The organism is Rhodococcoides kroppenstedtii, from assembly GCF_900111805.1.
In the GTDB taxonomy this organism is placed as follows: domain Bacteria; phylum Actinomycetota; class Actinomycetes; order Mycobacteriales; family Mycobacteriaceae; genus Rhodococcoides; species Rhodococcoides kroppenstedtii.
The window spans coordinates 194,710-211,258 of record NZ_FOJN01000007.1; the positions used below are offsets into that span (position 1 = coordinate 194,710).

Annotated in this window: 2 protein-coding genes and 1 pseudogene (1 of these 3 cut by a window edge); 2 read left to right on the top strand and 1 reads right to left on the bottom strand. The window is 71.2% G+C overall.

Annotation, left to right across the window (positions count from 1 at the left end):
• On the top strand, positions 1–15,014 hold the 3' end of the coding sequence (locus BMZ18_RS10480) for a non-ribosomal peptide synthase/polyketide synthase (protein ID WP_244516485.1). Its footprint begins 19,117 nt before the window's first position; only the last 15,014 of its 34,131 coding nucleotides appear in the window; the start codon falls outside the window, past its left edge; it ends in the stop codon at positions 15,012–15,014.
• Positions 15,015–15,072: 58 nt separating this feature from the next.
• Here the strand turns inward: BMZ18_RS10480 and BMZ18_RS10485 are convergent, their stop codons facing one another.
• Positions 15,073–15,573: an HNH endonuclease signature motif containing protein gene (locus tag BMZ18_RS10485; protein ID WP_074922148.1), complete on the bottom strand. Its 501-nt coding sequence runs from the start codon at positions 15,571–15,573 to the stop codon at positions 15,073–15,075.
• Between the two features lie 9 nt (positions 15,574–15,582).
• Here BMZ18_RS10485 and BMZ18_RS10495 point away from each other — a divergent pair.
• A pseudogene (locus tag BMZ18_RS10495) lies at positions 15,583–16,454 on the top strand (IS3 family transposase); the annotation flags it as partial.
• Between the last annotated feature and the right edge of the window lie 95 nt (positions 16,455–16,549).

Consider the following 16,549-nt stretch of genomic DNA (forward strand, 5'->3'; position numbering starts at 1 on the left):
ACGCGGCGCTGGCGGACATTGCTCGCGCACACGACGTCTCGCTGTTCATGGTGATCCACGCGGCGCTGTCCGTGCTCCTGGAGCGACTGTCCGGCAGCGACGACGTCGCCGTCGGCACCCCGGTGGCCGGCCGCGGCGACGCGGAACTCGACCCGCTCGTCGGCATGTTCGTCAACACCCTGGTCCTGCGGGCGCACGTCGACGCGGACATCCGCTTCGTCGACCTGCTCGCACAGGTTCGCGAGACGGACCTGTCGGCGTTCGGCAACGCGGACATTCCGTTCGAGCGGCTGGTCGAGGTGCTGAAGGTGCCGCGGTCGACCGCGCATCAGCCGCTGTTCCAGGTGGCGCTCGCGTTCAACAACACCGAGCGTCCGAACTTCGCGCTCCCCGGCCTCGGCATCGCGCCGATCGAGACGTCGCTCGAGGCGGCCAAGTTCGATCTCCAGCTCTCCCTCGGCGAGAACGTCGACGCCGACGGTCGGCCCGCCGGACTGGAGGCGTCGTTCGACTACGCCACCGATCTGTTCGACGAGCGCACGGTGGCGTCGTTCGCGGACCGCTTCCGACGCATTCTCGGCACGGTGACGGCCGATCCCACCGCGATCGTCGGTGACATCGAGATCCTCGATGCCGACGAGCGCCGCACCCTGGCGCCGGTCCGCGGCGCGGAGGGTGTGCCCACGCGCACGCTGGCGGAGCTGCTGACCGCCGGCGCCGCGATCGACCCGTCGGCCGACGCGGTGACCTTCCGCGGCGAGACGCTGACGTACCGAGACCTCGACGACGCGTCGACGGCGTTGGCGCGCAGGCTGATCGAGGCCGGCGTCGGTCCGGAGGCGTTCGTCGCGCTGGTCGCGACTCGCTCGCTGGAGTCGATCCTCGGCATCTGGGCGGTGGCCAAGACCGGCGGTGCCTATCTGCCGGTGAACCCCGAGTATCCCGCGGAGCGCATCGAGGAGATGCTGCGCGATTCCGGCGCGATCCTCGCCCTCACCACGGACGAGCACGCCGGGGTGATTCCGGCGGGCGTCGCGACGATGGACCTCACCGCTGCCCTCACGGTGATCGGAGACGGCGCTGCAGGGGCGAACACCGCCCCCGTGACGGACGCCGACCGCACGGCCGTGCTGCGACCCGAGCATCCGGCGTACCTCATCTACACGTCGGGATCGACGGGCAAGCCGAAGGGCGTCGTCGTGACGCACGGCGGTCTGGCCAACCTCGCGACCGACGTTCGGGAGCACTACGACGTCTCGGCGGACTCGCGGTTCCTGCACGTCGCGTCGCCGAGCTTCGACACCTCCGTCGGTGAGCTCCTCGCCTGCTTCACGGCCGGCGCGACGCTCGTGGTCGCCCCGAACGACGTGTTCGGCGGCGACGAGCTCGCAGCCCTGATCGCCCGCGAGTCGGTGACCAACGTCGTCATGACCCCGACGGCGCTGATGACGGTGGATCCGACGGGACTGGACACGGTCCGCTCGGTCGTCGTGGGCGGCGACGTGTGCCCGCCCGAGCTGGCCACCCGGTGGTCCGGGAAACTCCGGAACGCCTACGGCCCCACGGAGACCACGGTCATCGTCACCATCACCCCGGCGCTCTCGCACGGCGACGCGGTCACCATCGGCGCGCCCCTGCGCGGGGTGTCGGCGCTGATCCTCGACGCCCGGCTCCGGCCGGTGCCGCGGGGGGTGCGCGGCGATCTCTACCTCACCGGTCCGGGACTGGCCCGCGGCTATCACGAGCGTCCCGGCGTCACCGCGGAGCGCTTCGTCGCCAACCCGTACGGCGAGCCCGGCTCGCGGATGTACCGCACGGGCGACGTGGTGCGGTGGAGCGGTCGGCACGACGTGCCCGCCGACTCGGTGGAATACGTGGGTCGCAGTGACTTCCAGGTCAAGGTGCGTGGGTTCCGCGTGGAGCTGGGCGAGATCGACGCCGTGCTGTCCGCGGACGATCGCGTCGAGTTCGCCGTCACCGTCGGCGCCCCCGGCCCCGACGGCGACACCGCGCTGGCCGCCTACGTTCTACCCGCCTCCGGTGCCGTGATCGAGCCCGAGGACATGACGGCCGTGGTGGCCGAGCACCTGCCCGCGCACATGGTGCCGTCCGCGGTGATCGTGCTCGACGAGATCCCGCTGACCCCCATCGGCAAGCTGGACCGACGCGCCCTGCCGGAGCCGGAATTCGTCTCCACGCGGACCGAATACCGCGCGCCCACCACCGATCTGGAGCGCGCGCTGGCGGGCGTGTTCGAGGACGTGCTCGGACTCGACCGCGTGAGCGTCGACGAGAGCTTCTTCGAACTCGGCGGCAACTCGCTGTCCGCCACGCGCGTGGTCTCCCGCGCCGGCGCCGTCGTCGGCACGCGGGTCGGGGTGCGGGAGCTGTTCGAGGCCCCGTCCGTCGCCGAACTCGCGGTCGCCCTGGCCGACCGCGCCGCGGACACCACGGCCCGTCCGGTGCTCGGACGCGTCCCCCGTGGTGAGCGGATTCCCTTGTCGCTCGCGCAGTCCCGCATGTGGTTCCTGAACCGCTTCGATCCGGACAGCGCGGCGTACAACATCCCGCTCGCGGTGAAGATGGTCGGCGCGTTGGACGTCGACGTGCTCACCACCGCCGTGGCGGACGTCCTCGAGCGGCACGAGTCGCTGCGCACCGTCTATCCGGACACCGCCGACGGTCCGGTGCAGGTGATCCTGCCCGCGGCCGACGTGACCCCGGATCTGACGCCGATCGACGTCACCGAGGACGCCCTGCCCGGCCATCTGTACGAGTTGGCGACCGGGGGCTTCGACGTCACCGCCGCCGTGCCGGTGCGGGTGCGGCTCTACCGCACCGCCGCCGACACCTTCGTCCTGGCGCTCGTGGTTCACCACGTCTCCGCCGACGGCGAGTCGATGGCGCCCTTCGTTCGCGACGTCGCCACGGCGTACGTCGCCCGCGCCGCCGGGCACGCCCCGGAGTTCGCCCCGCTCGCGGTGCAGTACGCGGACTACGCCGTCTGGCAGCGGCAGGTGCTCGGCGAGGAGGACGATCCGTCGTCCGTCCTCACCGCGCAGGTGTCCTTCTGGCGCCGTGCGCTCGCGAACGCGCCCGATCAACTCGAGCTGCCGACGGATCGTCCGCGCCCGCCGGTGCAGTCGTTGCGCGGCAAGCGCGTCGAGTTCGCCCTGTCCGCCGACGCGCACCGCGGCCTCGAAGCCGTCGCGCGCGCCCACGGCGCCAGTACCTTCATGGCCACGCACGCCGCGTTCGCGGTGCTGCTGGCCCGGCTGTCCGGGACCACCGACATCGCCGTGGGCACCCCGATCGCCGGACGCGGCGAGGAGGCGCTCGAGGGCGTCGTCGGCATGTTCGTCAACACCCTCGCGCTGCGGACGCAGATCGACCTCGGGGCGTCGTTCGGCGACCTTCTCGATTCGGTGAAGGACACCGACCTCGCGGCGTTCTCGCACGCCGACGTGCCGTTCGAGCGGCTGGTCGAGGTGCTGAACCCGGTGCGCTCCACCGCCCGGCACCCGTTCTTCCAGGTGGGTCTGTCCTTCCAGAACATCGAGCGCGGCGAGCTGGTCCTTCCGGACCTACGGATCGAGGCGCTCGACGTCGAGGGCGACAACGCACAGTTCGACCTGCACCTGATCCTGTCGGACTTCTACGAGGACGGTGCCGCGGCCGGAATGTCGGCCGTCTTCACCTACGCCACCGATCTGTTCGACGAGTCGACGGTGCGCGACATCGCCGACCGCTTCGTGCGGCTGGTGGACGCGATCGTCGCCGAACCCGCGGCGCTGGTGGGCGATCTGCCGATGCTGTCGGCCGACGAGACGCGCGCGGTGCTGCAGGAGCGCAACGCGACCGACGTCGACCTGCCGCCGGCCACGCTGGCGAGCCTGTTCGACGACGCCGTCTCGGCGCATCCCGAGCGGACCGCGATCGTCTTCGAGGACACCGAGCTGACCTATGCCGAGTTCGCGGCGCGGGTGCACTCGGTGGCCACGCGGCTGATCGAGGACGGCCTCGGTACCGAGGACGTCGTGGGCCTGGCTCTCGAACGGTCCGTCGAACTGCTGGTCGGCATGTACGCGGTCGCGGTCGCGGGAGCGGTCTATCTTCCGATCGACCCCGACCACCCGGCGGAGCGCACCGTGTACGTGCTGGAGACCGCACGACCGGCGGTCGTGCTGACCTCCTCCGCCCGCCCGGTGGAGCTGCCCGACGGTGTGCGGACGCTCGACGTGGACTCCGTGCCCGTCACCGACGTGCGGGTGACCGACGCGGAACGGGTGCGCCCGCTGCGCAGCGAGAACACCGCCTACCTGATATTCACCTCCGGCTCCACCGGACGACCCAAGGGTGTCGCGGTCCCGCACGGCGCCATCGCGAACCAGTTGCGCTGGAAGCAGTTCCAGTACCCGCTGACCACCGACGACGCCGTGCTGCAGCGCACACCGGCGACCTTCGACCTCTCGGTCTGGGAGTTCTGGTGGGCGCCGACCGTCGGTGCGACGCTCGTCGTCGCGAAGCCCGACGGGCACCGCGACCCGGTGTACTTGGCGAACCTGGTGCACGACCGCCGCATCACGACGACGCACTTCGTGCCGTCCCTGCTTGCGTCGTTCCTCGCCGTCGCCGATCCCGCCCGGCTCTCCTCGCTACGCCGGATCCTCGCGATCGGCGAGGCGCTGACACCGGACACCGCGCGGCGCGTGTTCGAGGTGTTCGGTGACGGGTCGGACGACCGCGAGCAGCGGGTCGAGCTCCACAACCTGTACGGACCCACGGAGGCGGCTGTGTCGATCACGCACCACCCGGTGTCGCCGACCGACACGGCGGCGTACTCGTCCGTTCCCATCGGACGTCCCGAGTGGAACAGTCGCGTCTACGTGCTCGACGACCGTCTGCATCCGGTGCCGGTCGGGGTCACGGGTGAGCTCTATCTCGCGGGCGATCAGTTGGCCCGCGGCTACGTCGGCCGACCCGACCTCACGAGCGAACGCTTCGTCGCGGATCCGTTCGCGGCCGGACTCGGCGCGACCGGGACCCGGATGTACCGCACCGGCGACCTCGTGCGCTGGAGCCGATCGACCGACGGATCGGGCCGCTCGGAGTTGCTCTACGTGGGCCGCAGCGACTTCCAGGTCAAGGTGCGCGGCTTCCGCATCGAGCTCGAGGAGATCGAGCGGGCCCTGCTCGCCCACGACGACGTCGAGTCCGCCGTCGTGGCGGTCCGCGGTGACCAGCGCACCGGCGATCAGCTGGTGGGCTACGTGGTGCCGCGCGCCGGCGCCGTCGTCGACACCACGGCACTGCTCGCATTCGTGGGGTCGCGGGTGCCGACGTACATGGTGCCCGCCACCGTCGTCGTCCTCGACGCGATGCCGCTCAACGTCAACGGCAAACTGGATCGGAAGGCGTTGCCGGAGCCCGAGTTCGAGCTCGGCGGCGGCGAGTACCGCGCCCCGCGCACGCCCGTCGAGGACGTGGTGGCGTCGGTGTTCGCGGACGTGCTCGGCACCGACCGCGTCGGTCTGGACGACAGCTTCTTCGCGCTCGGCGGCAACTCCCTCAGCGCCACGCGGGTGGTCGCACGTATCAACGAGGCCCTCGGAGTCGATCTCGGTGTGCGCGAGCTGTTCGAGGCCCCCACCGTCGGTGGTCTGGCGTCGCGCGCCGAACACCGGGACGGCGCGGGCACGGCCCGACCGGCCCTGACCGCGCAGCACCGCCCCGCCCGAATCCCGCTGTCCACGGCGCAGTCTCGGATGTGGTTCGTCAACCAGTTCGACACCACGTCGGCCGCGTACAACATCCCGATGGTCATCCGGCTCACCGGCACTCTCGACGTCGACGCCCTGCGTGCCGCCGTCGAGGACGTGATCGACCGGCACGAGTCGCTGCGCACCTACTACCCGGACGACGGCGACGGTCCGGTGCAGCGCATCCTCACCACCGCCGGTCTCGCCGAGCAGGGTGTGCTGACCGACGTCGAGGTCGAGCACCTCGCCGATCACGGCGCGATCCTGGCCCGGGTGACCGAGCTGGTCACCGGTGGCTTCGACGTCGCGCAGCGCGTGCCCGTGCGCGCCGGCCTGCTCGCCGCGGGGCCCGAGGACCACGTGCTGGTGCTCGTCGTGCACCACGTCTCCGCCGACGGCGCCTCGATGGCCCCGCTCGCGCGAGACATCATGCTGGCCTACGGATCTCGAGTCGGTGGCGGTGAGCCGACCTGGTCGCCGATGGCCGTGCAGTACGCGGACTACGCCCTGTGGCAGCGCGAGCTGCTCGGCGACGAGAGCGACCCGGAATCCCTCGCCGCACGCCAACTCCGGTTCTGGACGCGAGAACTCGACGGCCTTCCGGACGCGATCGACCTGCCCACCGACCGCCTGCGGCCCGCCACGCAGTCGATGCGCGGCGCCGACCACACCTTCACCATCCCCGCGGAACTGCAAGCGGCACTGGACGATCTGGCGCGCCGGAACAACGCGTCGCTGTTCATGGTGGTGCACGCCGTGCTCGCGGTGCTGCTCGCGCGCTCCTCGACCACCGACGACATCGCCGTCGGCACCGCCATCGCGGGCCGCCCGGACGAGAAGCTCGACGACGTCGTCGGCATGTTCGTCAACACCCTCGTGCTGCGCACGCAGATCGACCCGGCGGAGTCGTTCCGCGACCTGCTGGCCCGCGTCCGCAGCACCGACCTGGCGGCGTTCACCCACACGGACATCCCGTTCGAGCGGCTGGTCGAGGTGATCGCTACCGAGCGGTCCACGGCGCACTCGCCGCTGTTCCAGGTGGCGCTGGCACTGCAGAACAACCAGCAGGCGCGGCTCGAGCTCCCCGGCCTCACCGTCGAGGGACTCGAGGGCGGCACCGGCACCTCGAAGTTCGACCTGCAGCTCTCGCTGGCCGAGAACGTGGGGGAGGACCGGTCCCCGGCCGGCATCGACGCCGTCATCACCTACGCCACCGACCTGTTCGACGCCGCGACCGTCGCCCGCCTCGGCGAGCGTCTGGTGTGGCTGTTCGAGGCCGTCGTCGCCGACCCGACCGTCGCCGTGGGCGACATCGACCTGCTCGATCCGGCCGAGCGGCGCGCGCTGCTGCCGGTCCGCGGGCCGGAGAACGCCGACCCGCGCACCCTCGCCGAGCTGCTGGCCGACTCGGTGGCCGCGAATCCCGACGGTATCGCGGTGATGCTGGGCGACGAGCGCGTCACCTACCGCGAACTCGACGCGCGCGCAGGACGTCTCGCGCGACTCCTCGTCGACCGCGGCGTGAGTGCGGAGACCGTGGTGGCGTCCGCGCTGCCGCGCTCGATCCACTCGGTGGTGGCGTTCTGGGCCGTCGCGAAGGCCGGCGGCGCCGTGGTGCCCGTCGACCCGGGCTACCCCTCCGACCGCATCGAGTACATGGTCGCCGACTCCGGCACCACCGTCGGTCTGACCCTGGCCGCGTCGGTGAACTCCCTGCCCGACACGGTGCGCTGGATCGCCGTCGACGACCCCGCCGTCGTCGCCGAGATCGACGCCGCCGACCCGCTCGTCGCACCGTCGCGCCCGACGCGCCTGACCGACGCCGCGTACATGATCTACACGTCCGGCTCGACCGGCCGACCCAAGGGCGTCGTGGTCACGCACACGGGCCTGGCCAACGTTGTCGTCGAACAGCGCGAGCGGATGGGCCTCACCGCCGACGCGCGGGTGCTGCACTTCGCGTCCCCGAGCTTCGACGCGTCGGTCTTCGAGATCCTCATGGCCGTCGCCGCGGCGTCGACCATGGTGATCGCGCCGACGTCGATCATCGGCGGCGAGGACCTCGTGCACCTGCTGCGCGGGGCCCACGTCACCCACGCCTTCGTCACCCCGGCGGCACTGACCACCGTCGACCCGTCGGGTCTCGACGAGTTGGCCGTCCTCGCCGTCGCCGGCGAGGCGTGCCCGCCCGAGGTCATGCGTCGCTGGGCGCCCGGCCGGAAGATGTTCAACCTGTACGGGCCCAGCGAGGCGACCATCTGGAGCACGTCGTCGATCCCGATGTCACCGGATCGCCCGGTCACCATCGGTGGCCCGACGCGCGGCGTCGAGCTCGCGGTGTTGGACGAGCGTCTGCAGCCCGTCCCCGTCGGCGTGCCCGGTGAGTTGTACGTCGCCGGTCCGTCCGTGGCGCGCGGCTACCACGATCGCGAGTCGCTCACGGCCGAGCGGTTCGTCGCCGCGCCGTTCGGCGAACCCGGTGCGCGGATGTACCGCACGGGCGACGTCGTCCGCTGGGTCGACGCGGGCACCGAGTCCGGTACCGCCGACCTCGAGTACGTGGGGCGCAGCGACTTCCAAGTCAAGGTGCGCGGCTACCGCATCGAACTGGGCGAGATCGACTCGGTCCTCGGCCGGCACGACGACGTCGACTTCGCCGTCACCGTCGGGCACAAGCGATCGCACACCGGGCAGACGGTCCTGGTCTCCTACGTGCTGCCCGTGCGTGGCCGCACGGTCGACGTCTCGGCGTTGGCCGAGCACGTCGGCGCGTCGCTGCCCGGCTACATGGTGCCGTCGTCGATCGTCGTCCTGGACAGCGTGCCGCTGACCCCCGCGGGCAAGCTCGACCGCCGCGCCCTGCCCGAGCCGGTCTTCACCTCGGCCGAGGATTCGTACCGCGCGCCCGCGACACCGATGGAGGAGACCCTCGCCGGTCTGTTCGCCGAGGTGCTCGGGCTCGAGCGCGTCGGTGTCGACGACTCGTTCTTCGGCCTCGGCGGCGACAGCATCGTCTCGATTCAGCTGGTCACCAGGGCGAAGGCCGCCGGTGTGCTCTTCCGCGCCCGCGACGTGTTCGAGCGGCGGACCGTCGCGGCTCTCGCCGAGGTCGCGACCCTCGCCGACGACGCCGTCGCCGGTGAGACGTTGGCCGAGATCGAGGGTGGGGGCGTCGGCACGATGCCGCTCACCCCGATCATGCGCTGGCTGGTGGACACCCGACGCGAGTACGACCGGTTCTCGCAGGCCGTCTTCCTCACCCTCCCCGAGGGCGTTGCCGCCGACCCGCTGCATCGCACCGTCGCGGCCGTCCTGGACCACCACGACCAGCTGCGCACCCGGCTCGGCGTCGACACGCTCGAGGTCCTGCCGGCCGGCTCGATCGACCCGGCCGACGTGGTCACTCGCGTTGCGACCGACGTGGCGCCGGGTAGCGACGAGTTCGTCGCGCTGGCCGAGGCCGAGCTCGACCGAGCGGCGTCGCGGCTCTCGCCCGCCGACGGTCGGATGGTGCAGATCGTCTGGTTCGATCCCGCGTCCGGTGAGGCCGGCGGCACCGGCCGCCTGCTGATCCTGATCCACCACCTGGTGGTCGACGGTGTCTCCTGGCGCGTTCTCGTGCCCGACTTCGCGACCGCCTGGGCGCAGGTCACCAGCGACCAGGAGCCGTCGCTCACCGCCGTCGGCACCTCGATGCGCACGTGGGCGCACGCGCTGGTCGAGGAGGCCGCGTCGGAGTCCCGCGTCGCCGAGCTCCCGTACTGGCGATCGGTGCTCGCCGACGCCGGCCCGCAGCTGGGATCGCGGCCGATGGATCCGACGGTGGACACGGTGTCGACGACGGAACGGTTCGAGATCGAGCTGCCCGTCCCGGTCACCGAGGCCCTTCTCGGACCGCTGCCCGAGGCCTACCGAGGCGGCGTCAACGACGCACTCCTGACCGCGCTGGCCCTGGCCGTCGGCGCCTGGCGTCGAGAGCGCGGACAGGACTCGGGTGCGGTGACCCTCGATCTCGAGGGCCACGGGCGCGAGGAGGACGCCGTCGGCCGTTCCGCCGAGCTCGGCCGGACCGTGGGTTGGTTCACGACGCTCTACCCCGTGCGTCTCGACGTCACCGACGCCGACCTCGACGACGCACTGCGCGGCGGACCCGCCGCCGGTGCGGCGATCAAGGCCGTCAAGGAGCAGCTGCTCGCGGTGCCCGAGCGCGGCATCGGGTACGGGCTGCTCCGCCACCTGAACACCGCCACGGCCGACGACCTGGCAGCCCTGCCGTCACCGGAGATCGGGTTCAACTACCTCGGTCGGGTCTCCGGGCCGTCCGGGTCGGATGCCGAGCAGTACGCGGCGTTCGGCTGGCAGCCCGCGTCCGACGGCGGACAGCTCGGTGGCGCGCAGGATCCCGGCATGGTGGTTCCGGCGGTGCTGTCGATCAACGCCGCGACCTCCGACACCGCGTCGGGTCCGGTGCTCACCGCCTCGTTCGCCCACGCGACGGGCGTGCTGCCGGATGCCGACGCGCGTCGACTCGCGGATCTGTTCGTCGCCGCGGCGACGGCGCTGGCCGAGCACGCACGTCGTCCCGACGCCGGTGGGCTCACGCCGTCCGACGTTCCGCTGGTGTCGGTGACGCAGCCGGTCCTCGACCGGCTCGAGTCGCGGTATCCGCGACTGTCGGACGTGTGGTCGCTCGCGCCGCTGCAGGAGGGCATGCTCTTCCACTCGGTTCTCGCGGGCGAGGAGGGGACGGCCGGTGCCGGAACCGACGTCTACACCGCTCAGGTCGCGTTGCGTCTGACCGGCGCAGTGGACATCGACCGCATGCGGTCGGCCGCCGCGGCGCTGATCCAGCGGCATCCGCACCTGCGGGCCGGGTTCGTCACCGACGCGGACGGGGCGATGGTGCAGGTGGTCGTCGACCTCGACGACCCGGTGCGCGACATCGACTTCCGGACCGTCGATCTCACCGACGCCGACCCGTCGACCCGCGACGAGACGGTCGCCGCCCTGCTGCACGAGCACCGCGTCGCCCGGTTCGATCTCGCGGCGCCGCCGCTCATGCGGTTCCTCATGATCACGACCGGCCCGTCGTCGTACGTCTTCTCGGTGAGCAACCACCACATCCTGCTCGACGGCTGGTCGATGCCGCTGATGCTCAAGGACCTGATCGTGCTGTACGCCGCCCGCGGCGACGGCTCGGTGCTGCCGCGCGTGCGGCCGTACAAGGACTTCCTGACGTGGCTGTCGGAGCGGGACTTCGCGGCGGCCACCACGGCCTGGACCCACGCGCTGGACGGACTCGACGAGCCCACGCTGCTCGCGCCGAACCTCCCGGCCGAGGGTGCCGACGTGGTCCCCGCCGAGCTCGACGTTGTGCTACCCGACGGGGTCTCCGACGCGCTGTCCTCGGTCGCTCGCGAGCGCGGCGTCACGATGAACACCATCGTGCAGGCCGCGTGGGGCATCCTGCTCGCTCGCACCGTCGCGTCCGAGGACGTCGTCTTCGGCGCCACCGTGTCCGGTCGTCCGCCGGAGATCAGCGGCATCGAGTCGATGCTCGGGCTGTTCATCACCACCATCCCGGTGCGGGTGCGCCTCGACGAGGACGAGTCGATCCACGCGCTGCTCGAACGCATCCAGTCCGAGCAGGCCGACCTGATCGAGCACCACTTCCTGGGGCTGCCGCGCATCCAGCAGGCGGTGGGCACGGCGGGTCTGTTCGACACCCTGACGGTGTTCGAGTCCTATCCGATCGAGAGCGCCGGGATCGACGAGACCACCGACATCGACGGCATGCAGTTCGCCGGCGCCGACGTCGAGGACGCCTCGCACTACCCGCTCACCGTGCTCGCGCACACCGACTCGGCGCTGCACGTGACGCTGAAGTACGTGCCCGCGATCCTCGATGAGGCTCGGGTGGCCGCGATCGCCGCACGACTGGGACACATCCTCGAGGCCGTCGCGTCCCGCGGGTCGGCGTCCGTCGGTGAGATCGACGTTCTGTCGGCCGACGAGCGTCGGGCCGTGCTCGAGACGTGGAACGACACGCGCCGGGACGTCCCGACGACGACCGTGGCCGACCTGCTGGCCGATCGTGTGCGGCAGTCGCCCGATTCCGTGGCGGTCGAGTTCGCCGGCGAGTCGCTGACGTACGCCGAGTTCGGCGCCCGCGTTGCCCGGGTGGCCCGCGGTCTCGTGGATCGCGGCGTCGGGCCCGACGACCGCGTCGGAATCTCGCTGCCGCGCTCGGTCGATCTGATGGTGGCGCTCGCCGCCGTCGCGACCGCCGGGGCGGCATACGTGCCGATCGATCCGGACAACCCGGAGGCACGCACCCGCGCGGTGCTCGACGCCTCGTCGCCGCGCTGCGTGATCGCCGCTGCCGGGACCGCAGGTATCGCCGGCGTCGACTACGTCGACGTCGCCACGCTGTCCGACGGGCGGTCCGACGCGCCGGTGACCGACGCCGATCGACGCGGGGCCGTGCGGCCGGACTCCCTGGCGTACGTGCTCTTCACCTCCGGATCGACCGGTGTGCCGAAGGGCGTCGAGGTCACGCAGGGTGCGCTGGTCAATCAGCTGCTCTGGCTGATCGACGAGTTCGCGCTCGACGAGTCCGACGTGGTGCTGCAGAAGACGCCGTACACCTTCGACGCGTCGGTGTGGGAGTTGTTCGCGCCGTTCGTGGTCGGTGCACGCACCGTCGTCGCCGAGCCGGACGGTCACCGCGATCCGGCGTACATGGCGCGGACGGTCGCGGACCGTGGAGTCACCGTGGTGCAGTTCGTGCCGTCGGTGCTGGCGCTCTTCGTCGACGCGGCGGCCGAGCTCGGATCGGACACCCTGCGCTCGCTGCGCACCGTGTTCTCCGGCGGTGAGGCACTGACCGTCGCGCTCACCGAGCGGGTCCGACGTGTGACCGACGCGCGGGTGGTCAATCTCTACGGCCCCACCGAGGTGACCGTCGACGCGACCAGTTTCGACGCTGTGACCACCGACGGGACCCGGGCCGACGTCGCCGGGCCGGCGATGCCGATCGGACACCCGGCGTGGAACGTCACCGCGCGGGTGCTCGACCACCGGATGCGTCCCGTCGCTCCCGGCGCCGCCGGCGAGCTGTATCTCGCCGGTGCACAGCTGGCCCGCGGCTACGCGGGGCGCGCCGACCTCACGTCGGAACGCTTCGTCGCCGATCCGTTCGGCGGTGCGGGTGAGCGCCTCTACCGCACCGGCGACCTGGTGCGGTGGACCGACGACGGCGATCTCGAGTTCGTCGGGCGCGTCGACTTCCAGGTCAAGCTGCGCGGTCTGCGGGTCGAGCTCGAGGAGATCGAATCGGTGCTCGCCGGTCATCCCGACGTGGCGCAGGCCGCGGTGGTGGTGCACCAGATCGGGGCGGCCTCGGTCCTCGCCGGGTACGTGGTGCCGCGTGCCGGTGCCACGGTGGATGCGCAGTCGGTGACCGACGCGGCGGCGCGGGTGCTGCCCGGCTACATGGTTCCCGATGTCGTCACCGTCCTGGACTCGTTCCCGTCGACGGCGAGCGGCAAGACCGACCGGCGTGCGCTGCCGGTGCGGGAGCTGTCCGGCGGGCAGTACCGCGCGCCGTCCACGCCGACCGAGGTCACCGTGGCGGGTGTCGTGGCCGAGGTGCTCGGCGTCGAACAGGTCGGTGCCGACGACTCCTTCTTCGACCTCGGCGGTGACTCCATCGTCTCGATGCAGCTGGTCGCACGGGCCCGAGCCGCGGGTGTCGCGTTCACGGCGCGCGAGGTGTTCGAGCTGCGGACGGTGTCCGCGATTGCCGCGGCGGTCGACTCGCGTGGGACCACCACGCGGACGGTCGCGGACGACGGCGTGGGTGTCGCTCCGCTCTCGCCCGTCGCGGAGAAGATGGTCGAGCGCGGCGGTGACTGGTCGGGCTTCGTCATGCCGCTCATGCTCACGTTGCCCGCGGGGGTCACCGGCGACGCGCTGACCGCGGTCCTGTCCGCGGTGATCGAGCGTCACGACGTGCTGCGGGCGCGGGTGAACGTCGCGGATCATGCCCTGGTGGTGCCGCCGGCGACGGAGTACGACCTGGCCTCGCGTATCCGCCGGATCCCGTTGGCGGCCGGGTCCGAGCCGGGCACCGACGGGTACGCGGACGTGCTGCGGCGCGAGTTCGACGCCGCCCTGTCGAGGCTCGACCCCGAACGCGGCGACATGCTCGAACTGCTGTGGTTCGCTCCCGAGGACGACGCCGCAGCAGGTCGACTGCTGGTCCTCCCGCACCACCTGGTGATCGACTCGGTGTCGTGGCGCATCCTCGTCACCGATCTGGTCACCGCCGGTGTGGCCGTGTCGTCGGGACAGGCCCCGAGCCTCGCTCCCGTCGACACCTCCTGGCGGACCTGGAGCACCGAGTTGGTGCGTCGGGCGTCGGATCGCCGCGGGGAGCTGGGCTACTGGCGATCGGTGCTGGAATCGGACGATCCGACTCTGGGCCGTCGTCGCCTCGACCCGGCCGTGGACACGGCGGATCGACTGACCCGGACCACGGTCGTCGTCCCGGACGAGCTGTCCGAGACGCTTCTCGCGCCGCGTGGGGTGGAGTCCGCCACCACCGCCGAGATGCTGGTCGCGGCGTTGTCCGTCGCGGTGGCGGCGTGGCGGGCCGAGCGAGGGGACACGGCGGCCGCGCCGCTGCTGACCCTCGAGGGTCACGGGCGCGAGGAGTCCGTGGTTCCCGGATCCGACCTGGCTCGGACCGTCGGCTGGTTCACCACGATGTACCCGGCTCGGGTGGATCTGGCGGGCCTCGATCCGGCGGCGATCGTCGACGGTCGATCGGGCGGCGACGACGTGGTGGCGCGGACGCGGGCGAGCTTCGCTGATGTGCCCGACCACGGCATCGGCTACGGCATGCTGCGGTATCTCGACGAGGATTCCGCGGCGGTGCTGCGGGGGTTCGCGGAACCGCAGATCGTGTTCAACTACATCGGACGCGTGGCCGAGACGGGCGTGCCGGAGGAGTTGCGGGGATCGGCCTGGTTGCCGGACTTCGACACCCCGGACCTGACCGACGTGGCGCGCAATCGCATGCCGGCGCAGGCCGAGTTGGACATCCAGTCCATGGCCGAGACCGACGAGACCGGATCGCGCATCAAGGCGTTCCTGTCGTTCCCGCCGGACGTGTTCGATGCGGACGAGGTGGACGCGTTGGCGCAGAAGTGGCTGGCCGCACTGGCCGTCCTCGCCGGCCAGCGGGCATAGCAAGGCACGACGAGCACCCCGAACCGCATTGCGGTTCGGGGTGTTCTGCGTCTCGGGATCAGCTGCTTCCGGGGTCGGGGTCGGGGTCGCGGAGGAGGTCGCCGGGGTGGAAGTGGTGGTTGACGCGGCCTTCTCTGGTGGGGTCGGCGAGGGCGGGTGGGTGCCAGAGGGTGCGGCCGGCGTAGCGGTGTCCGGGTGGGGCGGTGGTGGTGGCCCAGCCGAGGGGTCCGGTGTGGATCTGTCGGTGGTGGCGGTCGCAGGCGTAGGTGAGGTACTCGATGTCGGTGGTGCCACCGTCGGCCCAGTCGGTGACGTGGTGGACCTGGGTGCGGGTGGCGGGGGCGGTGCAGCCGGGGAAGGTGCAGCCGTGGTCGGTGGCGAACAGGGCGAGGCGCTGGTCGGTGTTGGCGGTGCGGCGGCTTCGGCCGAGGTGGAGGGGTCGGTCGTGCAGGTCGGTGATGCACAGCCAGGTGTCGAGGTCGTCGGGGTGGTTGCCGGCGAGGGTGAGGGGACTGCCCCCGGTTCGGTTGACATCTGATCTGTGCGGATCGTTCCGCACGGTGGAAGGATGATCCTCGTGCCGAAAGCATTCACTCCGGAGTTCCGGGCCGATGTCGTCGCGGTCGCCCGTAAGGGCGAGGCGCCGATCCGTCAGGTCGCGCAGGACTTCGGAATCTCCGAGACCTGCCTGCATCGCTGGCTCAAGCTCGCCGACATCGCGGACGGGGTCCGTCCGGACGACAGCGCGTCGGCCACCGACGAGCTCAAGGAGGCCCGCAAACGGATCCGCTTGCTCGAGCAGGAAGCGGAGGTGATGCGCAGAGCGGTGGCCTACCTCTCGAAGGACATCAACCCAAAATGATGTACCCGCTGGTCCTCGACCTTGCCGCGGACAAGATTCCTGTCACGGTGACCTGCCGGGTGCTCGGATTCTCCACTCAAGCGTTCTACAAATGGCGCAAAGACCCGGTATCACAACGGGATTGGGACAATGCGCATCTGATCGACGCCGCCCGCGACATCCATGCCGACGACCCGGCGTTCGGGTACCGCTTCATCGCCGACGAACTCCCCGACCGCGGGATCACCGCTGGGGAGAACCGTGTGGCCCGGTTGTGCGCCCAGGAGCGAATCTTCTCGGTGTTCTCCAGGAAGAGAGGACTGACCAGAAAGGCCGGCCCACCTGTCCACGACGACTTGGTGAAACGGGTGTTCGCCACCGGTGCACCGAACACGATCTGGCTCACCGACATCACCGAGCACCGCACTGCCGAAGGCAAGATCTACCTCTGCGCGGTCAAGGACCTGTTCTCCAATCGGATCGTCGGCTATTCGATCGATTCCCGCATGAAAGCCTCCTTGGCGGTCGCCGCGCTCGAGGATGCGGTGAACCGGCGGAAGCCCACGGCCACCGTGGTGCACTCCGACAGGGGAAGTCAGGGCGGATTCAACTGGTCGTCGCAACACCCTGATCTCGGAGGTATGCGACGTGGCTACAGCAGACTGGAGTAAGAAGGCCAGCGATGTTCCAGAGG